Here is a 20,443-nt window from a genome sequence, read left to right as displayed (position 1 = left end):
CGGGCAGCGCGGCATGGTCGCCCTGCGGGCCCGGCGGCTCGGCGCCCTGCCGGCCGCCGCCGCCACGCTGGCGGCGGTGGTGTTCGCCGGGGTCGGGCTCTCCGTCGACCGCTTCGACGCCGCGCACCCGGCGCCCACCCATCTGATGTACGCCCTCGACGCCGGCACCGGGCAGGCCCGCTGGCTCAGCCACGAGGCCGACCCGCAGCCCTGGACCGACAGGTACGTCGACGGGGCCGTCTCCGTGGCCGACGAGTTCCCCGGCCTCGGCGACGACGAACTGCTGGCCGGCCCGGCGGCCGCGGCCGGCCTGCCCGCCCCGAGGCTGGAGGTGCTCGCCGACACCACCGCCGGCGGCGAACGCACCCTGCGGCTGCGGCTCACCCCGCAGCGCCCGGTCCGGCTGACCACTCTGCACGTCGACGCGTCGACGGCGACGGTGGTACGCGCGGAGGTGGCGGGCCGGTCCGTGCCGGTCGAGCCGCGCGAGGGGCGCTGGGGCTTCGGCGTGGTCTTCCACGCCCCGCCCGCCGAGGGCGTCGAGCTGGTCCTGACGCTGAAGCCGAAGGCCGGCCAGGTGGCGATCCGGGCGATGGACGCCAGCGACGGTCTGGACGCCGTGCCCGGTTTCCGCCCGCGCCCGCCGGACGTCGGGATCGTCGGCTCGCACAGCTCGGAGATGCTCGCGGTCGCCCGCACCTACCCCGTCTGAGGCCGAGCGGTCCGGTGGGGTCAGGCGTCGACCCGGGTACCCGGTTCGAGCCGGCGGTACTTGCCCTCGAAGAGCCGGCTGAAGTTGCCGTTCAGCACGCTCAGCCCGTTCTCGTTGAGGTACCCGTCGTGCAGGGCGTACGCCCGGCGCGGGCCAACCGCCCGGAGGAAGTCCAGCGACTCGGAGAACTTCGTCCACGGGGCGTGGATGGGCAGGAAGAGGGTGTCGATCTGGATGTCATCCGGCACGACGAGCGAGTCGCCGGGGTGGTAGACCCGGTCGTCGACCAGGTACGCCAAGTTGTCCACCACCGGGATGTCGGGGTGGATCACGGCGTGTCGCCCGCCGTAGGCGCGGACCGGGATGCCTGCGGCGGTGAACCCCGAACCCGGCTCCACCGGCTCGAGCAGGTCGGCCAGGCCGTCCAGCATGGAGGCCAGCGACGCCGGCCCGTGCACGGTGAACGGGCGCCGTTCGTGCTGGGCGGTCAGCGCCTCGACGTGCACGTGGTCGGGGTGCTCGTGGGTGATCAGCACGGCGTCCACGCCGTCCAGCGCCTCCCGCTCGCTGACCACTCCCGGGTCGATGACCAGCACTCCCCCGTCGTGCTCGACGCGTACGCAGGAATGGCCGTACTTGGTCAGGCGCATTCGCGACTCCTCGATCATCCAATCGTGACGTCCTCAGCGCAGTCTGCCGGAACGGGCGCGGCACCCGCCCCGTCTTGACCGATCGCCACCCAGATGTCCCGCCGGCCCATGCGGCCCGTGTCCCCTTCCATCGGCGATCACGCACCGCCACCCGGAGCGACTTCATCGAACACGCGTTCGCCTCATGATCACCTGACACGGATCCGGCACAAGCAGGCGGGAGTTACGCCGGAGGATGCCGGCAACCCACGGAAGGCGTTTCAGCGGTCAGCAGTCTTCGGTGGCGCGAGCCGTGGCGACCTGCCCGCCGGAGTGACAAGCTGCTGAACGATCGGACCTCCCGGCGTAGGAAGTCGACGTGCTCCAGCTCTAGGCCCCACGCGTCCGCCTGACGCAGGCCGGAGCCGGCCGCCATGTACACCAGCGCCCGATACCGCTCCCGACTCGGCTTTGCCCGGCTCCGGCTTCACACTGAACGCATCGGCGAGCGCATGCACCTGGGCCGGCGTCGGAATGAACCGCTCTGCGCGCTCGATCTCCGGTAGCCGAATGCCGATGCACGGGCTACGACCGATCATCCGGTCACGGGTCGCCGCGTCGGACATGCCGACCAGCGCGTGGTACACGACCCGCAGCGAGGACGGCGCCAGCACCTTCGCTCGGTCCTTCACCCACGCCTGAATATGCGACGGGCGTACCTGCGCGAGCTGCATCCGACCAAGGATCGGCTCGACGTGTACGCGCAACGTCATTTCGATACGCGCCGCGGTCGCGTCACGGTGCAGCTGGCCCTTGCGCCACTGCTCGCCGTAGGCCTTCACGGTGACCTTGCCGGCGGTTGGGTCGATGTACTGGCCCCGGGACACGTCGGCCCGGGTGTTCACGTCGAACTGTTCCGCGTCAGCTTTGCGCTCGAACAGCTTTTGCTTGGGCTGGCCGGTGTCGTCGACATACCGGATTCGGCAGCGCTCACCCCGGCCGTGCCGCTTCGACGGAACCCGCTTCCCGCCCGGTCCGCGCTTGCTCAAATACCAGAGATCATCGGCTTCCATCTTAGGATGCCTGTCTGTCGACAAGCCAGGCCCGCACGTCGGCTGGGTCATAGCGCAAATGGCGACCGACGCGAAAGGCGCGCGGGCCGACGCAACGGTGGCGCCACTGACACAGCGTGGCGACGGGTAGGCCGAGGTAGGCCGATACCTCCTCGACGGTCCACAGCGGCCATCGACGGTTGGACTTCACCAGACTTGATGGGACTGATACAAGATCGGCCTCTGACCGGGCTTAACCAGGTCAAAGGCCGATCCCCCTGCATGTGGCGGGTAGAGGATTCGAACCTCTGTAGCTTTCGCGACGGATTTTCAGTCCGTCCTTGCGACCTCCAGGTAGTCAGCGAATCCCGAGGGTCCTCTGCGTGTTGACCTGGCGCACCTGGCTCGGCAATGTGAACAGGTCGATCAGCGTGCCCAGGCCGAGGACGCCGAAGGTGAACAGGTAGAGCAGCCCCCGCCCGACCTTGCCAAGGTAGAACTGATGACCACCGACGAGGCCGAAGAAGAGCCAGAAGAGGTAGGCGATGCCAGTTTCTTTCTGGTTCACCGCAACCACGTAGTGCGGTTGCGGCGGATGGAACGGCTGAGACATCGAATTCTCCTGAATCGCGGTTTGCTGCGATAGTGCGGGCGTGGGTGGCACCCGCCATCCGGGCACCACCCCTTTATCCGTCAGCGTTCCTTAGTGCAGGTCAGCACGATCAGCGTGTCAATGGGCACCTTGCTGCCAGCCTTGGTCGACTGCTTGGCGACCGTCCAGTTGGACGCGAGCAGGACAACGGTGTCGGTCTCGTCTTGTGACCCGTACTGGATGTCGGTGAATCCGAGCTTGCGCAGCTGGTCTGCGGCCACGGCCGCGTTCTGCCCCACCACATTGGGCATCGCGACAGTAGCCGGCGCGGTGCTGGTGGGCGACGCGACGGGCGGGACGGGCGGCGCGCTGCTGGTGGCTGGGGTGGTCGCCGAGACCGGCGGGGCGGTCGGCGCAGTGCTGGTCGGAGTAGCGACGGGCACGGATGCGGCCGCAGCAGGTTTAGGGTCGGATTCGCCCATGTTCTGGCCGATCGCTACGCCACCGCAGCAGCCAACGAGCAGGGCGACGGCACTTGCGGCGAGGCCGATAACTAGCGGGTTGTTCGCCTTCTTCGGCTTGGCTGGCAGACCGTAGGGGGGCGAAGGTTGTTCGGGAAAGGTCACTGGGCAGATTCTGATGATCAACCATGACGCTGGGTAGTCGCTGATCAGGTGCCTTGCGCAGGCCGTCCGGCGGAGGACCTGCGCCGGGTGGACGACGCCTGACGACAACAAGGGCTGATGTCGTAATACGAGCCCGGCAACGACCAGTCACACACTCGTCGTCAGAGCACACCCAACCGCCGCCGCGGATCTGAGAATCGGAAAGGTCGAAGGGTGGCGACCACTGAGCGAGCCCCGGGACGGCACCAAGACTGGCAGCAGCGAAGCACAGCAAGGGCACGGAGCGAATCCGATCGCCGAGGCAGCGAAGAACTCAGCGATGGGATGGGCACAACCAGATGTCAGCCACCGTATCTGTGCTGCGCGTAGTGCGACTTTCTGGCACTGGACATTGCACGCCGGCAACCCGTGCCCCTCTCCGCCGGCGGAGTCGGAGCTCGGTCGCGGCCTGGTCGCGGGACAGGACACAGCCCTCGACCGACCAGCCGACGCTCGCGGCCTACGTACCGGGCCGTCGGCGACCGCTTCGCCGGCAATCCATGGTTCAGGACTGGGCACAAATCCGGCACAAGTAAGCGCGAGTAACGGCGGAAGATGGCGAAACCAACAGAAGGCGTTTCGGCAGGTCAGGGACCATGCCGGGGATCGCGTGGGATGTCGGGAAGCCGGGACTCTTACTTCCAGCGGAAGTGGATGAAGACGCGGCCGAAGTTCTTCGAGTCCTTCTCGACGCGGTGGTAGAGCTGCTTGACGTCCTTCTGGTCGAGGAAGCGCAGCACCCGCTTCTTGAGCTGGCCGGAGCCCTTGCCGGGGATGATCTCCACCAGGGTGGCCTTCTTCGCCACCGCCTCGTCCATGATCCCGCGCAGCGCGCGGTCGATGTCGTGGCCCTTGTTGAAGATGTCGTGCAGGTCCAGCTTCAGCTTCATGCCGCACCCGCCGGCCGGTCAGGTCCCATGACAGCCATCGTAGGCGGCGGCACCGCCGGTCCCGGAGGACGACGGCGGGGCAGCCCCTGTGGAGCTGCCCCGTCCGTGCGTCCGTTCCGTCCGCGCGGGCCGCTCAGCGGCCGGTGCCGAGCCGGGTCTCGACCCGCTGGAGGGCGGCCCGGTAGTCGTCGTTGGCCGCGTACATCGCGGCGGCGATCCGCAGGTGCCGCAGCGCGTCCGTGTGCCGGTTCAGCCGCTCCAGCGTCCGGCCCAGCACGTGGTGCGCGTAGTGGTCGCTCGGGTCCCGGTCGATCAGCTCGCGCAGCTGCTCCTCGGCCCGGTTGAGCTGGGCCGACTGGAAGTACGCGCGGGCCAGGAGCTGGCGTACCGCCGCGTTGCCGGGTTCGGCGTCCACGATCGGCTCCAGCAGTCGGGCCGCTCCGGTCGGGTCACCGGTTTCGAAGAACATGGTCGCCCGCCGGTAGTCCGCCAGAAGATCCATCTGCCCACCTCCTCGGGTCGCGCCGTCACTTCTCCGACGCTGGCACAACATCGCCCGGATGGCGACTGTTCCCGTGACTTGAAGTTCGGTTCAAGTTGTCCGATGATCGCCCCGGTTGAGGAGATCCGACCCGGACCACCCGGATCGTCCGACGCCGACCATGCCTCGGCGCGTCAGGTGCGGGCGTCGCGGTGGGCCGCGGCCAGCTCCCAGGCGCGGACGCCGCCGACGATGCCGGCGGTGTTCGGGACGACCACCACGTCGTCGCCCATCCGGGCCAGCTGCTCCGGGCGGATCAGCCGGGAGTTGCCCCCGCCCAGGTAGAGCCGGTCCCAGCGGAACACCGGCCGCAGCCCGTCCACCACCTGCCGGATCCGGCGGGACCAGAAGGCGTCCCCCAGCCGCCGCCGCTCCGGCTCGCCGACGTACGTGTCGTAGGTGGTGCCCCAGCGCACCGGGGCGTGCGAGAGCTCCAGGTGCGGGGCGAGCACCCCACCGTCGAAGAGCGCGCTGCCCAGCCCCGTGCCGAGGGTCAGCACCAGCTCGCAGCCCGTCCCGGCGACCACCCCGGCCCCGTGCACCTCGGCGTCGTTGAGCACCAGCGCCGGCACCCCGAACGCGTCGGCGAGCGCGCTGCGCGCGTCGAAGCCGTGCCACTCGGCGACGAGCGCCGGGTCGACTTTGCTGCGCGGGCCGGAGCGGGTCACGTAGTGCGGGGTGGCCACCACCACCCCGTGCCGGATCATCCCCGGCAGGCCCACGGTCAGCCGGTCCGCCGCCGGCAACCGCCTGCCGAGGTCCAGCAGCGTCCGCACGAAAAGCGCTGGCGGCAGCGGGTACGGCGTGGGCACCCGCAACGGCCGCGCCCGCATCGTCCCCGCCTCATCCAGGACGGAGGCCTTGATCCCGCCGCCGCCGCAGTCGATCGCCAGAGTGGTCACCACCCGAGCAGTGTGCCGGGTGCCCCCGAAGACCGTTCGCGATCTTGCACTTTCGGTCCCGCGAACTGCGAACTTCACCCCAATCGTCCGGGCCACGAGTGCAAGATCGCGGCTGATGGCGGTTCGGGGGTCGGCGGGGCAGTGGTGAGTTGGGGGTGTCGGAGCAGGTGGGTGGGGGCGGATAGGCTCGCGTCCTGATGAGCGCCACGATGATCGTCAAAGACCTCGCCGCCGGGCACGGGGACCACCCGCTCTTCTCGGGGCTCGACCTGGTGGTCGCGCCCGGCGACGTGGTGGGTCTGGTCGGGGCCAACGGGGCCGGCAAGTCGACGCTGCTGCGTACGCTCGCCGGGTTGCTCCCGGTGGAGGCCGGCGCCGTCGCGCTCAGCCCGCCCACGGCGAGCGTCGGGCACCTGCCGCAGGAGCCGGAGCGGCGGGCCGGCGAGACCGTCCGCGACTTCCTGGCCCGGCGCACCGGGGTCGCCGCCGCGCAGGTCGCGCTGGACGCGGCGACCGTGGCGCTGACCGAGGGCGCGCCCGGCGCCGACGACGCGTACGCCGACGCGCTGGAGCGCTGGCTCGCCCTGGGCGGCGCGGACCTGGACGAACGCGCCGAGCAGGTGGCCGCCGACCTGGGTCTCGCGGTCGACCTGGACCATCCGATGACCGGGCTCTCCGGCGGTCAGGCGGCCCGGGCCGGGCTGGCCTCCCTGCTGCTCAGCCGGTACGACGTCTTCCTGCTCGACGAGCCCACCAACGACCTGGACCTGGCCGGCCTGGAGCGCCTGGAGGAGTTCGTCACCGGGCTGCGCGCCGGCACGGTGCTGGTCAGCCACGACCGGGAGTTCCTCGCCCGGACGGTGACCCGGGTGCTGGAACTGGACCTGGCCCAGCAGCAGATCCGGCACTACGGCGGCGGCTACGCGGCCTACCTGGAGGAGCGCGAGGTGGCCCGCCGGCACGCCCGCGCCGACTACGAGGAGTACGCCGACACCCGGGGCGCCCTGGAGGCGCGGGCCCGGACCCAGCGGGCCTGGATGGAGAAGGGCGTGAAGAACGCCCGGCGCAAGGCCAGCGACAACGACAAGATCGGTCGCAAGTTCCGCGCCGAGGCGACGGAGAAGCAGGCGGCCAAGGCCAAGCAGACCGAGCGGCTGATCGAACGGCTGGAGGTGGTCGAGGAGCCGCGCAAGGAGTGGGAGCTGCGGATGGAGATCTCCGCCGCGCCCCGCGCCGGCGCCGTCGTGGCCTCGCTGCGCGGCGCGGTGGTACGCCGGGGAGGCTTCACCCTGGGGCCGGTGGACCTCCAGATCGACTGGGCGGACCGGGTCGCGGTCACCGGGGCGAACGGCTCCGGCAAGTCCACCCTGCTCGCCGCCCTGCTCGGCCGGCTGCCGCTCGACCAGGGGTACGCCGCGCTCGGCCCGGGCGTGGTGGTCGGCGAGGTGGACCAGGCCCGGGGGCTCTTCCTCGGCGACACCCCGCTGATCGACGCGTTCGGCGCCGCCGTGCCGCAGCTGTCGCCGGCGGACGCGCGGACCCTGCTGGCCAAGTTCGGGCTGCGCGCGGCGCACGTGCTGCGGCCGGCGGCGACCCTGTCCCCGGGCGAGCGGACCCGGGCGGCGCTGGCGCTGCTCCAGGGTCGCGGGGTCAACCTGCTGGTGCTGGACGAGCCCACCAACCACCTCGACCTGCCCGCCATCGAGCAGCTGGAATCCGCGCTGGACGGCTACCCGGGCACCCTGCTGCTGGTCACCCACGACCGGCGGATGCTGGACGCGGTGAGCGTCAACCGGCGGCTGCGGGTGGACGGCGGACGGATCGCCGAGGATTGATCCGTGCCGACGCGGCCGCGCCGGGTGAGAATGACCGCATGCTCAAGTGGGAGTACGCGCTGCTCGTCCGCCGACGCCAGGCGGCCACCACCGACATCGGCTGGGAGGTCGTCTTCGTCTGGTACGGCCCGGACGGCTCGATGGTCGACGTCACGCCGTACGGCGACACCGCGCTGGCCCACCTGAACCGGGCCGGCGACCAGGGCTGGGAGCTGGTCGCGATGAGCGAGGACCCGTCCCTGCCCGGCAACAACGAGCTGCACCGCTACCACCTCAAGCGGCCGAAGCCGGCCGACCCGCCGCCCCGCCAGCGGATGCGCGGCGCGGGTCGCCCCCGGCGCACCATCACCGGCTGACCCGCCCGCCGACCTCGTTCTCCTTCGGTGGATCACGAGGAACGCGGGCATACCGGACGGGGATCCGGGTATCGGCGGCCGGGAGGTGGGCCCGGATGGTCGCGCTGGCACAGACCCCGCCCTCGGCCGAGCGGCTGCGGGCGGTCGACGGATTCCTCGCCGAGGCCTGGTCCGACCAGGCCCGGCACGACGACCGGCTGCGGGACCTCGCGGTCGAGGTGCGCTTCGACCGGGGGGTGGCCCACCTGACCGGGGAGGTCGGCGAGCCGGCCGAGCTGCGCCTGCTGCGGGACCGGGTCGGTCGGCTGGCCGGGGTGCTCGGCGTCTGGTGCCGGGTACGGGTCGGCGGACGTGACCCGGTCGTGGTCGACCTCGGCTGCGGCGCCACCAAGCAGTGGCCGGGCAACCTCGGGTTGGACATCTTCCCGGCCCCCGCGGTGGACGCGGTGGCGGACCTCTCCGCCTCGCTGCCGCTGGCCGACAACTCGGTCGACGTGTTCTTCGCGGTCCACATCCTGGAGCACCTGATCGACTTCCTGCCGCTGGTCGACGAGTGCCACCGGGTGCTCCGGCCGGGGGGCGTGCTGCACGTGATGAGCCCCTGGTGGGGGCACGTCAACGCAGTCGCCGACCCGACCCACGTGCGGCTGCTCGACGTGCAGACCGTCAAGGGCATCTGCCTCCAGCGGCCACCGGGCACGCCGCGCTGGTACCCCCTGCACGCCGGCTGCGACGGCGCCTCCATTTTCGCCGACCTCACCCCGCTGGCCCCGGACGACGACGGCCCCACCCCCTCCCACCTGGCCCGCTTCTTCGACTGACCCCGCCTCTTACCCCGTCGGCTCCCTGCCGCACCGCCATGTTGATCAAGAAGTTTCGTCCCGGCAGGACCGGTTCCCGGACGCAAACTTCTTGATCAACCGCGGAGGCCGGGGCCGGGTGGGCCGGGGCCGGGGTCAGCGGCCGAGGGTGCTTTCGCGGGGGGTCAGGCGGTAGGGGGCGGTGAGTTCCTTCGGGGGGGCCGCGCGGTCGCCGTCGAGGCGGTTGGCGAGCAGTTCGACCGCCAGCCGGGCGATGCGCTCCTTGTCCGGGGCGATGGTGCTCAGGGTGGGCACCGAGAAGCGGCCGTCCTCGATGTCGTCGAAGCCGGCCACCGCGACGTCGTCGGGCACCCGCAGGTCGGCCTCGTGCAGGGCCCGCAGGGCGCCGAGGGCCAGGGTGTCGTTGAAGCAGAAGACCGCGTCGGGGCGTACGCCGGAGTCCAGCAGGGCGCGCATCGCGGCGGCGCCGTCCGCGCGGTGCCAGACCGGCGCGGGCGCCACCAGCCGCTCGTCGTACGCGATGCCGGCGTCGGCGAGCGCGGCGGTGTAGCCGGCGAGCCGCAGCCGGGCGCTGGCCCCCTCCGGGGTGCGCTGCGAGCCGATGGCGGCGATCCGGCGGCGGCCGAGCCCGGTCAGGTGGGCGGTGATCGCGCGGGCGGCGGCCACGTTGTCGATCGCCACGTGGTCGGCCGGACCGTGGTCGACCCGCTCGCCGAGCAGCACCATCGGGGTGCCGTCCAGCCCGGCCAGGTCCTCGGCGGTGAGCGCCAGGGGGCTGAAGATGAGCCCGTCGATCAGGTGCTCGGTGATGCCCGAGGCGACCACCCGTTCCTGCTCGCGACCGCCGCCGGTCTGGTCGATCAGCACCGTCCAGCCCAGCTCGGCGGCGGCCGTGACGACGTGCCGGGCCAGCTCGGCGAAGTAGGGGATGTCCAGCTCCGGCACGGCCAGCGCGATCACGCCGGTCCGGCCCTTGCGGAGGTTGCGCGCGGAGAGGTTGGGCCGGTAGTTGAGCTCGGCGATGGCCTCCTCGACCCGCGCCCGGGTGTCGGGTCGGACGTGCACGTAGCCGTTCACCACGTTGGAGACGGTCTTCACCGACACGCCGGCCCGCTCCGCCACGTCCTTGAGCCTGTGTCGCACGATCTTCCTCCCCCTGATGCTGAGCGAACCCTACCGTGTCACGACCTCATTACGACCTCTTTACAACGTTGCTTACAACGTTGTAGAAACCATGCATACCGGGGACCACGGTCGCCGGTGAACCGGCAATGACCGAAAGGTGGCACCCCTTGCGGACCGCGCAGCTCACGATCGACCCCGCCTTCGCGATCGGACCGGCCGACCGGCGACTCTTCGGCTCGTTCGTCGAGCACATGGGCCGCTGCGTCTACGGCGGGGTCTACGAGCCCGGCCACCCCACCGCGGACGGGCGGGGGCTGCGCGGCGACGTGCTGGAACTGACCCGGGAGCTGGGAGTGTCGGTGGTCCGCTACCCCGGCGGCAACTTCGTCTCCGGCTACCGCTGGGAGGACGGCGTCGGCCCGGTCGGCGACCGACCCCGCCGGCTCGACCTGGCCTGGAAGACCATCGAGACCAACGCCTTCGGGCTCGACGAGTTCATGACCTGGGCAGACGAGGCCGGGGTCGAGCCGATGATGGCGGTCAACCTCGGCACGCGCGGCGTGCAGGAGGCCTGCGACCTGCTCGAATACTCCAACCACCCCGGTGGCACCCAGCTGTCCGACCTGCGCCGCAAGCACGGCGCCGAGGATCCGTACGGGGTGCGGCTCTGGTGCCTCGGCAACGAGCTGGACGGCCCGTGGCAGGTCGGGCACAAGACGGCCGACGAGTACGGCCGGCTCGCCGCCGAGGCGGCCCGGGCGATGAAGATGATCGACCCGTCGATCAGCCTGGTCGCCTGCGGCAGTTCCAACCGGCGGATGCCCACCTTCGCCTCCTGGGAGGCGACCGTGCTGGAGCACACCTACGAGCACGTCGACTACATCTCCGCGCACACCTACTACGACCCGTCCGACGGCGACCGGGCTAGCATCCTCGCCTCCGCCGTCGACATGGACAACTTCATCCGCGACGTGGTCGCCACCGCCGACCACGTGGCGGCGAAGCAGCGGCACCAGCGGAAGCTCAAGATCTCCTTCGACGAGTGGAACGTCTGGTACGAGTCGCGCCTCAAGGCCGACCTGGACCGGCGCGGTTGGGTCGAGGCCCCGGCGCTGATCGAGGACGATTTCACCGCGGTCGACGCGGTCGTCGTCGGCGACCTGCTGATCACCCTGCTCCGGCACGCCGACCGGGTCGGCGTGGCCTGCCAGGCGCAGCTCGCCAACGTGATCGCCCCGATCCGCACCCGCAACGGCGGTCCGGCCTGGCGGCAGAGCATCTTCCACCCGTTCGCGCTGACCGCCCGGTACGCCCGGGGCACGGTGCTGCGCACCGAGCCGGTCGGCCCGACCTACGAGACGAAGAAGTACGGCGAGGTCCCGGTGCTGGACACGGTCGCCGTGCACGACGAGGAAACCGGTGAGCTGACGGTCTTCGCGGTCAACCGGGGCGAGACGGACCTGCCCCTGGACCTCGACCTGCGCGGCCTGTCCGGACTCGCCGGTCAATCCCACCTGAGCCTCGCCGCCGGGGACGACCCGACGGCGACGAACTCCGAGGCCGAGCCCGACCGGGTGACGCCCCGGCAGTTGAACACCCCCACCACGGACGGCGGCCGGTGCTCCGTACGCCTGCCTGCGGTCTCCTGGAACGTGCTGCGTTTCGCCCCCGCCGGCGCCTGACGCCGGAACGGCTCTGACCAGGCACAATTCATCCCGTCCCCCAAGGAGAGATACCAGCATGATCCACAACGACATGAGCCGGCGACGGCTTCTCGGCCTCGGTCTCGGGCTCGGCGCCGCGGCCTCGCTGACCCTCGCCGGCTGCGGCGGTGGCGACGACGACGCGGGCCCGGCGGCCGGCAACGGCGGCAAGGACTACACCGGCCCGAAGGTGGACCTGAAGCTGTGGAACGGCTTCACCGGTGGCGACGGCGACATCTTCAAGGCGCTGGTGAACCAGTTCAACACCGAGCACCCGAACATCGCGGTCACCATCGCGACGTACCAGTGGGACGACTACTACAACAAGCTCCCCGGCGCCGCCTCCAGCGGCAACGGCCCGGACATCGCGGTCATGCACATGGACCAGCTCGCCACCTTCGCCGCCCGCGGCGTCATCAGCGAGCTCGACGACGTGGCCAAGAACCTGGAGCTCTCCGAGGGCGACTTCGCCCCCACGGTCTGGCAGGGCGGCCTCTACAACAAGAAGCGGTACGGCATCCCGCTGGACATGCACCCGCTGGGCTTCTACTACAACAAGGCCGTCATGCAGAAGGCCGGCCTGGACCCGAACAAGCCGCCGACCACCCGGGACGAGTACACCGCCGCGCTGACCGAGCTGAAGAAGTCCGGCGTGCAGGGCTTCTGGATCAGCCCGTTCCAGTTCACCGGCGGCATGACCTTCTACTCGCTGCTGCACCAGTGGGGCGGGAGCGTCTTCGACGGCGAGGCCGCCAAGGCCACCTTCAACTCCGACCAGGCGGTCGAGGCCTGCACCTGGCTGACCGACCTGATCAAGCAGGGTCACTCGCCGGCGAACGTCGGGCAGGACGCCGACTACCTGGCCTTGAAGAGCGGCAAGAACGCCTTCAACTGGAACGGCATCTGGCAGATCAACGATCTGAAGAAGAGCCCGGAGCTCCAGTGGGGCGTGGCGCCGCTGCCGCAGATCGGCACGAAGCCGGCAGCGTGGGCCAACTCCCACAACTTCACCATCGTCAAGCAGCGGGCCAACGACGCCAACAAGGTCTCGGCGTCGAAGGTCTTCATCAACTGGCTCAGCCAGCACTCCCTGGACTGGGCCAAGGGTGGCCAGGTGCCGGCCCGCAAGACGGTCCGCGAGGACGCCGGCTTCAAGGCCCTCACCGAGGTCAACGCCCTCGCCCCCGAGCTGGAGTACGCGGCCTTCCCGCCGGCGACCCCGGGCCTCGGCGAGGTCATGACCACCTTCTACAACTCCTTCAACGAGGCGGCCCTGGGCAAGAAGTCGCCCAAGCAGGCGCTCGACGACGGGGTGACCAAGGCCAACAAGCAGCTCGAGGACAACCGCAAGAAGTACGGGAGCTGATCCTCCGTGGCGGACGTGATCGAGGTCGGGGCGGCGCGTGGTGACGCGCCGCCCCCGGCGGCCGGCGCTGCCCGCCGGGGCACCTCGGCGGACCGGGCCAAGCGGGCGACGCCGTATCTCTTCCTCGCTCCGTACCTGATCCTGTTCGGGATCTTCGGCCTGCTGCCGATCGTGCTCGGCCTCTGGCTCAGCGTGCACCAGTGGGACTTCCAGCTGCCCAACCGGCCGTTCGTCGGGCTGGACAACTACACGGATCTCTTCTCCAGCGACTCTGCCGTCTACGCCGACTGGTGGCAGAGCGTACGGGCGACGGCGATCTTCACCGTGCTCTCGGTGCCGCTGCTGGTGGTCATCCCGCTCGGGCTGGCGCTGCTGCTCAACCGCTCGTTCCCCGGCCGCACCTTCTTCCGGGCGATCTACTTCGCGCCGTACGTGCTGGGCGTGGCCGTCATCGGCCTGCTCTGGCGGTTCCTGCTCGACGCGAACCTGGGCCTGGTCAACAGCCTGCTCGGGGCGGTCGGGCTGCCCGCGGACACCCCCTGGGTGACGGACGTGCCGTGGGCGTGGGTCTCGCTGGTCGGGGTGACCGTCTGGTGGACCTCCGGCTTCAACGCGGTGATCTACCTGGCCGGGCTCCAGGACATCCCGGCCGAGCTCTACGAGGCGGCGAAGGTGGACGGCGCGAGCGCCTGGGAACGGTTCCGGCACGTCACGCTGCCCGGTCTGCGTCCGGTGCTGCTCTTCGTGATCACCACGACCGTGCTCGCCTCGGCGAACGTGTTCGGCCAGTCGTTCCTGATCACCCAGGGCGCGCCGGGCACCGAGACCCGTTCGGTGGTCTGGTTCATCGTCGAGGAGGGGCTGCGGGACAACGACGCGGGTCGCGCCGCCGCCATGAGCATCGTGTTCGCCCTGATGCTGGCCGTGGTGAGCATCGCCAACTTCCGACTCTTCCGCTACCGGGAAGACTGAGGGGACCGCCATGACGACGCTGCGCCGGACCGCGCTCTACGCCATCCTGGTGGCCCTGGCCCTGGTCTTCGTGACGCCACTGGTGTGGATGGTCATCACCTCGCTGAAGACCTACGACGCCGCCCAGCAGATCCCGCCGAGCTGGCTGCCGGACCCGCTCGCCGGGTACGGCTACGAGCAGGTGCTCGACAACTCGCAGAACCCCGTGCTGCGCTGGTTCCTCAACAGCATGGTGGCCGCCACGCTGCACGCGCTGCTGGTGCTGGTGACCGCCTCGATGGCCGCGTACGCCCTGGCCCGGCTGCGGTTCCGCGGCCGGGGGGTGCTCTTCGCGCTGGTCGTCGGGACGCTCTTCATCCCGCCCACCTCGCTGATCATCCCGAACTTCCTGATCGTCGACACGCTGGACTGGATCGACACGCTCGCCGTGGTGATCGTGCCCGGCGCGGCGAGCGCGTTCGGGGTGTTCTTCCTGCGGCAGTTCTTCCTCTCCCTGCCCCGGGAGTTGGAGGAGGCCGCGGTGCTGGACGGGGCCAACCAGTGGCAGATCTTCTTCAAGGTGGTGCTGCCGCTCTCCAAGCCGGCGCTGGCCACCCTGGCGGTGCTGTCGTTCCTGACCAACTGGAACGACTTCCTCTGGCCGATCTTCGTGCTGTTCAGCCCGGAGATGCTCACCCTGCCGCCGGGCCTGGGGCTGCTCCAGGGCTCCTACGTCACCGACTACCCGGTGATCATGGCGGGGGCGGTGCTGGCCAGCGTGCCGGTGCTGATCCTCTTCGTACTGGCCCAGCGGCACATCATCCAGGGCGTTTCCCGCAGCGGCCTCAAGGGATGACCGCCGGGATCTCCCGGCGACGCGGCGCGGCGGCGGTTCTCGCCGCCGCGCTGCTCGCCGCCGGTTGCGGTGGGACGGCGGAACCCAGACCCACGAGTACGGGGAGCGACCCGAGCATGTTCACCAATCCGGTCGTGAAGACCGACGCGCCCGATCCGCACGCGATCCGGGTGGGCGACACCTGGTACCTCTTCCACACCAACGCCGGCGGCCGCAACGTCCCGGTGCTCACCTCGCCCGACCTGGTCGAGTGGACCCCGGCCGGTGACGCCCTGCCGGAGCTGCCGGCCTGGGCGGACGCCGGGAAGAACTGGGCGCCGGAGGCGATCGAGCTGGCGCCGGACCGCTTCGTGCTCTACTACACCGTCGCCGAGCGGGAGTCCGGCCGGCAGTGCGTCGGTCGGGCGGTGGCCGCCGCCCCGCAGGGGCCGTACCGGGACGACTCGACCGGGCCGCTGATCTGCCAGGCGGAGCTGGGCGGGGCGATCGACGCCAGCCCGTTCCGGGACACCGACGGCAGCCTCTGGCTGCTCTGGAAGAACGACGGCAACGCCGTCGGAGTGGACACCTGGCTCTGGTCGCAGCGCCTCTCCCCTGACGGGCTGACCCTCGTCGGCGAGCCGACGAAGCTGCTGAAGCAGACCGAGCCGTGGGAGGGCACCCTGATCGAGGGTCCGTTCTTCCACCGCCAGGACGGCCGGCTCTTCCTCTTCTTCGCCGCCAACGCCTACGACCGGGCCGAGTACGCCGAGGGCTACGCGATCTGCGGGAGCCCGACCGGCCCGTGTGTGAAGGCCCCGGAGAACCCGATCCTGAAGACCAACGAGGCCGCCTCCGGCCCGGGGCACGCCTCGATGGTCGTCAAGGACGGCCGCACCTGGCTGCTCTACCACGCCTGGCCGCCGGGCCAGGAGGGCACCACCGACCCCGGCCGCCAGGTCTGGCTCGACGAGGTCACCTGGACCGACGGCAGACCAGTGGTCAAGGGCCCCACGGCAGGGCCACAGAAGAGGCCCTGACCGAGGACCTTCCGGAATCCGCCCAGCCCCGAAGACAGCACCCACCACCCCCGAGGCACCGACAGCGCGGCACCCGAGACGACAGGGTGCCGCGCTGTCTTCGTACATCGAAAGGCGCCGACCGGACCGCGAGCGGGTCGGGCTCCCCGGAAACCCACCCCGCGACCAGCCGGAACCCACGCCGAGACCAGCCGGAACCCACCCCGGGACAGCCGGAACCCACCCTGAGACCCGCCGGATCCCACCTGCGAGATCAGACGGCAGCCGGTTCCCGGGAATCCGGGGACGACGAACGACGAGCGAGCCGGTTCTTCCGGTTTGGTGCGCAGCACGGACACCGCGTTCGCTCCTCCCACCGTCCGACCACCCCCATGGCAGCCGGTGACCGGCGATGCTGCCCAGCCCGGACCGGTGCCAATCCCCACTTCTCCCCCCAATCAGGTCACTACCCGCCGTGTGCGCGTCGCCACCCTCGGCACGATGGCCCGGGCCACCCGGCCGACCGGCGAACCGACGAACGGATCGATCCGGCGCAGACCCTTGCGCAGCACGCGGAAGGTGTGAAAATTTCCTACCAGCGGTAGATAGCCCACGGCGAATCTTGCCGAGAGCGCCGCGACGAACCCTGACACGGGAGCCCCAGGAAGGGACACACCGCATGAAGGCAATTCGGCTCGGAGCCGCCGGGCTGGCCGCGGCCATGCTCGGCGCGCTCGTCGCCGCCACGCCCGCGAGCGCGGCGCCCGACGCGGCGACCGCCGCCTCCACCACCACCTGCGTCACCGACCCGGCCACGCCCAAGCGGCAGTTCCGGGCCATGTGGATCTCCTCCGTCGTGAACATCGACTGGCCGACCAAGGCGTCCCAGACCGCGCCGGACCGGGTCGCCGCCCAGCAGGCCGAGTACCGGGGCCTGCTCGACCTCGCCGAACGGCTCAACCACAACGCCGTGGTGGTGCAGGTCCGGCCGACCGCCGACGCGCTCTGGCCGTCGCCGCACGAGCCCTGGTCGGAGTACCTGACCGGGATCCGGGGCCAGGACCCCGGCTGGGACCCGCTGGCCTTCCTCGTTGCCGAGGCGCACGAGCGGAACCTGGAGTTCCACGCCTGGTTCAACCCGTACCGCGTCTCCATGCCGGCCCCGGGCGGTGCCGGCGCGGACATCAGCAAGCTCGCGCCGAACCACCCGGTGCGCGAGCACCCGGAGTGGACCTTCGCCTACCCGCCGGCCGGCGTCGCCGGCAGCCGGCTCTACTACAACCCCGGCATCCCCGAGGTCCGCGAGTTCGTGCAGACCGCGATGATGGACGCGGTCAGCCGGTACGACATCGACGGCGTGCACTTCGACGACTACTTCTACCCGTACCCGAGCGGCACCCACCAGGTGCCCGACGACGCAACCTTCGCGGCGTACCACCGCGGGTTCACCGACAGGGCGGACTGGCGGCGGGACAACATCAACCTGCTGATCCAGGAGATGAACGCCAGGATCAAGTCGGTCAAGCCGTGGGTGAAGTTCGGCGTCAGCCCGTTCGGCATCTGGCGTAACAAGACCGTCGACCCGCTGGGCTCGGACACCACCGGCAGCCAGTCGTACGAGATCATCTCCGCCGACACCCGCAAGTGGGTCAAGCAGGAGTGGATCGACTACGTGGTGCCCCAGCTCTACTGGTACATCGGCCAGTACCCGGCCGCCGACTACGCCCGGCTGGTGCCGTGGTGGGCGGACGTGGTCTCCGGCACCCGGGTGCAGCTCTACATCGGGCAGGCGGACTACAAGAGCGGCGACCCGGCGTACGGGCCGTTCTGGCAGAACCCGCGTGAGCTGTCGGACCACCTGACCTTGAACCGGCAGTACCCCGAGGTGCTGGGCAACGTCCACTTCTCGGCCGTCCAGGTCCGGGCCAACCGGCTCGGCGCGACGGACATCTACGCCGCCGAGCACTACTCCCGGCCGGCGCTGGTGCCGACCATGTCGCACCTGCCGGCGAAGCCGCTGCTCATGCCGGTGATCACCGACACGGGGCGGCAGGACGACGGGGTCCGGCTGAGCTGGCGGCAGCCGGCCGACGGCGCGGGCCCGCTCGGCACCGCCACGTCGTACGCGATCTACCGCTTCGACGGGGTCGGCCTGGCCGACCGGTGCGACTTCGCCGACGCCGCGCACCTGGTCGACACGGTGCGCGCCGACGGCTCCGCCACCCAGTCCTGGGTGGACACCACCGCCGAGGCCGGCAAGCGGTACACGTACCACGTGACCGCGCTCGACCGGCTGGCCAACGAGAGCCCGGCCAGCCCGCCGTCCTTCGTGGTGCGCTGACGACGGACCGGATGCCCCGGGCGCTCCTGACGCCCGGGGCATTGGTCTGTTTCGGCACCTGTCACCAATTGTCCACGTGGGGAACAGATCAACGTATGCCGATTGATCGAGACTGATCGGCACCCGGTGACCTGCCGGTGACCGACCGTCCAACGCACACCCCCGCGGAGGCAACCGTGCCCAGACGTCTCGCCACCCTGCTCGCCTCGGGCGCGCTCGCGCTGCTCGTCGTGCTCGGGGTCTCCTCCCCCGCTGCCGCCGTCACCGTCGAGCAGAAGCTCTCGGTCCTGTCCAGCTGGACCCAGACCAGCGCCACCAGCTACAACGCCTGGAACGCCGGACGCCTGAACAAGGCCGCCTGGTCCGAGTACGCCTTCGACTGGTCGACCGACTACTGCTCGTCCAGCCCGGACAACCCGCTCGGCTTCAACTTCGCCCTCTCCTGCTACCGGCACGACTTCGGCTACCGCAACTACAAGGCGGTCGGCCAGTTCTCCGCGAACAAGCCCCGCCTGGACAGCGCCTTCTACGCCGACCTGAAGCGCGTCTGCGCCACGTACAACGTCGTCGTCCGGCCGGCCTGCTACAGCCTGGCCTGGACGTACTACGAGGCGGTCAGCATCTTCGGCTCGGTCGCCGCCGTCCAGCAGGCCGACATCGACCGCGCCGCCCGGATGAAGGCCGACGCCGAGCGCCGCGCCGGACTGCGCGGCTGACCCACGCATGGGTTGGTCAAGAAGTTTGCGTCCTTGGACCCGGCGGCTCGGAACGGACGCAAACTTCTTGATCAACGCGGGGAGGTCGGGCGGGGGCGGTCCGGTTGGTGGCGCCAGCCGTGGCGGGTCATGCCGCGGGGCTTGTAGATCGCCAGCACGGTGGCTCCGAGCAGGACGAGGAGGCCGCCGGCGGCATGGACCACCGCCGAGGCGCGCGCCTCGCGCAACCCGACGTCGGCCGGCCCGGTGCCCGTCGCCGCGTCGGCGAGGGCGCCGATCGGCCCCACCTGGAGCAGCAGCACCGCGGTGGCGACGACGATCAGCAGGAACTTCACCAGCACCCAGTAGTGGCGCACCAGCCCCCAGTGCGTGCCCAGGGACGAGAGCAGCCCGGTCAGCAGGGACGCGAAAGCCAGCGGGACGATGACGAACCGGGTCGTCAGGTTCATCGCGATCCCACCGGCCCGGGCGACGTCGGCGTCCCGGCTGGTCAGCGCGGCCACCGCGAGGGCGAGGAAGGCCAGGACCGCGCCGAGCCACCCCACCGACGAGGTGACGTGCAGGGTGAGCGCCAGCTTGCGGGGACCGGGCGGCAGGATCACCTCGCCTGCCCGGGCGACGCGACGACCCGACCCGATGGCGCGACCTGACCGGGCCCGTCCTGCGAGAGGTGCCGGCCCGGGCCGTGCCCGCCGCCGAACCCGGTCAGCTGGACGATGACGAAGAGCAGGACCAGCGCGAACGCGACGAGCGCGAGCACCTTCACCCAGCGGGGCATGCCGGGGCCCTGTCGAGCCCCGGGACGTTGACCGGCCATCCGTATCTCCCTCTGCGTGGTTCCGGGCGGAACGGCGTCAGCTTTATCGAGACAGAGTGTCTCTGTCAAGACAAGGCGTCCAGGCCGCGTCGTGGTGTATGGTCCGGCTGGTGCCGAAGCTGTGGAACGACACGATCGAGGCGCACCGGCGCGCGGTGCGCGACGCGACGCTGGACGCCACGGCGGCGCTGGTGGCCGAGCACGGGCCGACGTCGGTCACCATGTCCCGGATCGCCGAGCGGACCGGCATCGGCCGGGCCACCCTCTACAAGTACTTCTCCGACGTCGAGGCGATCCTGATCGCCTGGCACGAGCGCCAGGTGCGCCGACACGTCGCCGACCTCGTGGCGGCCCGCGACCGGGCTGCGGACCCGGCCGCGCGGCTACGGGCGGTGCTGGCGGCGTACGCGTCGACCACCCGCGCCCCGCACGGCGGTGACGCGGTGACGCGGCTGCACCGGGGCGAGCATGTCGCCCACGCGCGCCAGCACCTGCACGACCTCGTCCGGGACCTGCTGGTCGAGGCCGCGCGCGCCGGCGACGTCCGCGACGACGTCCCGCCCGACGAGTTGGCC

Annotated in this window: 23 protein-coding genes, 1 tRNA gene and 1 pseudogene; 12 read left to right on the top strand and 13 right to left on the bottom strand. The window is 70.8% G+C overall.

Translation table 11 applies throughout. From position 1 onward, the window contains the following. Nucleotides 1-712 (top strand): annotated as a pseudogene (locus tag NCC78_RS11635) (peptidase); the annotation flags it as partial. A gap of 20 nt (nt 713-732) precedes the next feature. Here the strand turns inward: NCC78_RS11635 and NCC78_RS11630 are convergent. The 9 genes from NCC78_RS11630 to NCC78_RS11590 form a co-directional block, all read right to left on the bottom strand. Continuing rightward, nucleotides 733-1,362 (bottom strand): MBL fold metallo-hydrolase, encoded by a 630-nt coding sequence (locus tag NCC78_RS11630; protein WP_250794248.1) that lies wholly within the window; start codon nt 1,360-1,362, stop codon nt 733-735. Between the two features lie 260 nt (nt 1,363-1,622). Beyond that, the gene (locus NCC78_RS11625; protein ID WP_250794246.1) at nt 1,623-2,414 is read right to left on the bottom strand and encodes a tyrosine-type recombinase/integrase; all 792 of its coding nucleotides are present in this window, start codon (nt 2,412-2,414) and stop codon (nt 1,623-1,625) included. 1 nt (nt 2,415) lies between these two features. Next, nucleotides 2,416-2,580 (bottom strand): helix-turn-helix transcriptional regulator, encoded by a 165-nt coding sequence (locus NCC78_RS11620; RefSeq protein ID WP_372495118.1) that lies wholly within the window; start codon nt 2,578-2,580, stop codon nt 2,416-2,418. Nucleotides 2,581-2,678: 98 nt separating this feature from the next. Further along, nucleotides 2,679-2,763 (bottom strand) — tRNA-Phe (locus NCC78_RS11615). Beyond that, on the bottom strand, nt 2,752-3,006 hold the full coding sequence (locus NCC78_RS11610) for a TM2 domain-containing protein (protein ID WP_250794242.1): 255 nt from the start codon (nt 3,004-3,006) through the stop codon (nt 2,752-2,754). Before NCC78_RS11610 ends, NCC78_RS11615 begins: the two co-directional genes overlap by 12 nt. An 80-nt stretch (nt 3,007-3,086) precedes the next feature. Next, nucleotides 3,087-3,611, bottom strand: a complete 525-nt coding sequence (locus tag NCC78_RS11605) for a PASTA domain-containing protein (protein ID WP_250794241.1) — start codon at nt 3,609-3,611, stop codon at nt 3,087-3,089. A gap of 674 nt (nt 3,612-4,285) precedes the next feature. Next, nucleotides 4,286-4,540: a Smr/MutS family protein gene (locus NCC78_RS11600; RefSeq protein ID WP_091627412.1), complete on the bottom strand. Its 255-nt coding sequence runs from the start codon at nt 4,538-4,540 to the stop codon at nt 4,286-4,288. 133 nt (nt 4,541-4,673) lie between these two features. After that, nucleotides 4,674-5,042: a tetratricopeptide repeat protein gene (locus NCC78_RS11595; protein ID WP_250794240.1), complete on the bottom strand. Its 369-nt coding sequence runs from the start codon at nt 5,040-5,042 to the stop codon at nt 4,674-4,676. A gap of 173 nt (nt 5,043-5,215) precedes the next feature. Continuing rightward, the gene (locus tag NCC78_RS11590) at nt 5,216-5,986 is read right to left on the bottom strand and encodes an ROK family protein (protein ID WP_250794239.1); all 771 of its coding nucleotides are present in this window, start codon (nt 5,984-5,986) and stop codon (nt 5,216-5,218) included. Nucleotides 5,987-6,180: 194 nt separating this feature from the next. Here NCC78_RS11590 and NCC78_RS11585 point away from each other — a divergent pair, with 194 nt between their 5' ends. The 3 genes from NCC78_RS11585 (at nt 6,181) to NCC78_RS11575 (ending at nt 8,995) form a co-directional block, all read left to right on the top strand. Then, a complete protein-coding gene (locus NCC78_RS11585; RefSeq protein ID WP_250794238.1) occupies nt 6,181-7,818 on the top strand; it encodes an ABC-F family ATP-binding cassette domain-containing protein in 1,638 nt (545 codons plus the stop codon). Between the two features lie 38 nt (nt 7,819-7,856). After that, on the top strand, nt 7,857-8,174 hold the full coding sequence (locus NCC78_RS11580) for a hypothetical protein (RefSeq protein ID WP_250794236.1): 318 nt from the start codon (nt 7,857-7,859) through the stop codon (nt 8,172-8,174). A 95-nt stretch (nt 8,175-8,269) separates the two neighbouring features. Continuing rightward, nucleotides 8,270-8,995 (top strand): methyltransferase domain-containing protein, encoded by a 726-nt coding sequence (locus NCC78_RS11575; RefSeq protein WP_250794234.1) that lies wholly within the window; start codon nt 8,270-8,272, stop codon nt 8,993-8,995. Between the two features lie 135 nt (nt 8,996-9,130). Here the strand turns inward: NCC78_RS11575 and NCC78_RS11570 are convergent, their stop codons facing one another. Then, nucleotides 9,131-10,138, bottom strand: coding sequence for a LacI family DNA-binding transcriptional regulator (locus NCC78_RS11570; RefSeq protein ID WP_250794232.1), 1,008 nt, complete (start codon nt 10,136-10,138; stop codon nt 9,131-9,133). A gap of 149 nt (nt 10,139-10,287) precedes the next feature. On the opposite strand from NCC78_RS11570, the gene arfA reads away from it, so the two are divergent. The 5 genes from arfA to NCC78_RS11545 are packed head-to-tail and all read left to right on the top strand — an operon-like array spanning nt 10,288 to nt 16,015. Then, complete coding sequence (gene arfA, locus NCC78_RS11565) at nt 10,288-11,802, top strand: arabinosylfuranosidase ArfA (protein WP_250794230.1); 1,515 nt, start codon at nt 10,288-10,290, stop codon at nt 11,800-11,802. Between the two features lie 58 nt (nt 11,803-11,860). Then, nucleotides 11,861-13,189, top strand: a complete 1,329-nt coding sequence (locus NCC78_RS11560; RefSeq protein ID WP_250794229.1) for an ABC transporter substrate-binding protein — start codon at nt 11,861-11,863, stop codon at nt 13,187-13,189. A 6-nt stretch (nt 13,190-13,195) separates the two neighbouring features. Next, on the top strand, nt 13,196-14,161 hold the full coding sequence (locus NCC78_RS11555) for a carbohydrate ABC transporter permease (protein ID WP_250794227.1): 966 nt from the start codon (nt 13,196-13,198) through the stop codon (nt 14,159-14,161). Nucleotides 14,162-14,171: 10 nt separating this feature from the next. Beyond that, nucleotides 14,172-14,996 (top strand): carbohydrate ABC transporter permease, encoded by an 825-nt coding sequence (locus NCC78_RS11550; protein WP_250794225.1) that lies wholly within the window; start codon nt 14,172-14,174, stop codon nt 14,994-14,996. After that, nucleotides 14,993-16,015, top strand: a complete 1,023-nt coding sequence (locus NCC78_RS11545; protein WP_250794223.1) for a glycoside hydrolase family 43 protein — start codon at nt 14,993-14,995, stop codon at nt 16,013-16,015. Before NCC78_RS11550 ends, NCC78_RS11545 begins: the two co-directional genes overlap by 4 nt. Before the next feature lie 437 nt (nt 16,016-16,452). Here the strand turns inward: NCC78_RS11545 and NCC78_RS11540 are convergent, their stop codons facing one another. Further along, entirely contained in the window at nt 16,453-16,647 is a 195-nt protein-coding gene (locus NCC78_RS11540; protein ID WP_250794221.1) for a hypothetical protein, read from the bottom strand. Between the two features lie 26 nt (nt 16,648-16,673). Here NCC78_RS11540 and NCC78_RS11535 point away from each other — a divergent pair, with 26 nt between their 5' ends. Both NCC78_RS11535 and NCC78_RS11530 read left to right on the top strand, forming a co-directional pair. Then, a complete protein-coding gene (locus NCC78_RS11535) occupies nt 16,674-18,335 on the top strand; it encodes a glycoside hydrolase family 10-like protein (protein ID WP_250794219.1) in 1,662 nt (553 codons plus the stop codon). Nucleotides 18,336-18,511: 176 nt separating this feature from the next. Then, complete coding sequence (locus NCC78_RS11530; RefSeq protein ID WP_250794217.1) at nt 18,512-19,051, top strand: phospholipase; 540 nt, start codon at nt 18,512-18,514, stop codon at nt 19,049-19,051. Between the two features lie 71 nt (nt 19,052-19,122). Here the strand turns inward: NCC78_RS11530 and NCC78_RS11525 are convergent, their stop codons facing one another. Beyond that, nucleotides 19,123-19,653: a DUF2269 domain-containing protein gene (locus NCC78_RS11525; RefSeq protein WP_250794215.1), complete on the bottom strand. Its 531-nt coding sequence runs from the start codon at nt 19,651-19,653 to the stop codon at nt 19,123-19,125. Further along, nucleotides 19,650-19,868, bottom strand: a complete 219-nt coding sequence (locus NCC78_RS11520; RefSeq protein ID WP_250794214.1) for a hypothetical protein — start codon at nt 19,866-19,868, stop codon at nt 19,650-19,652. The genes NCC78_RS11525 and NCC78_RS11520 overlap by 4 nt, the downstream gene beginning before the upstream one ends. A 110-nt stretch (nt 19,869-19,978) precedes the next feature. Here NCC78_RS11520 and NCC78_RS11515 point away from each other — a divergent pair. Then, nucleotides 19,979-20,443, top strand: a 465-nt coding sequence (locus tag NCC78_RS11515) for a TetR/AcrR family transcriptional regulator (RefSeq protein WP_250794212.1), incomplete at its 3' end; no start/stop codon positions are given.

The sequence above is a fragment of the Micromonospora phytophila genome (assembly GCF_023656545.1).
In the GTDB taxonomy this organism is placed as follows: domain Bacteria; phylum Actinomycetota; class Actinomycetes; order Mycobacteriales; family Micromonosporaceae; genus Micromonospora; species Micromonospora phytophila.
This window is presented reverse-complemented; position numbering and strand designations above follow the sequence as displayed.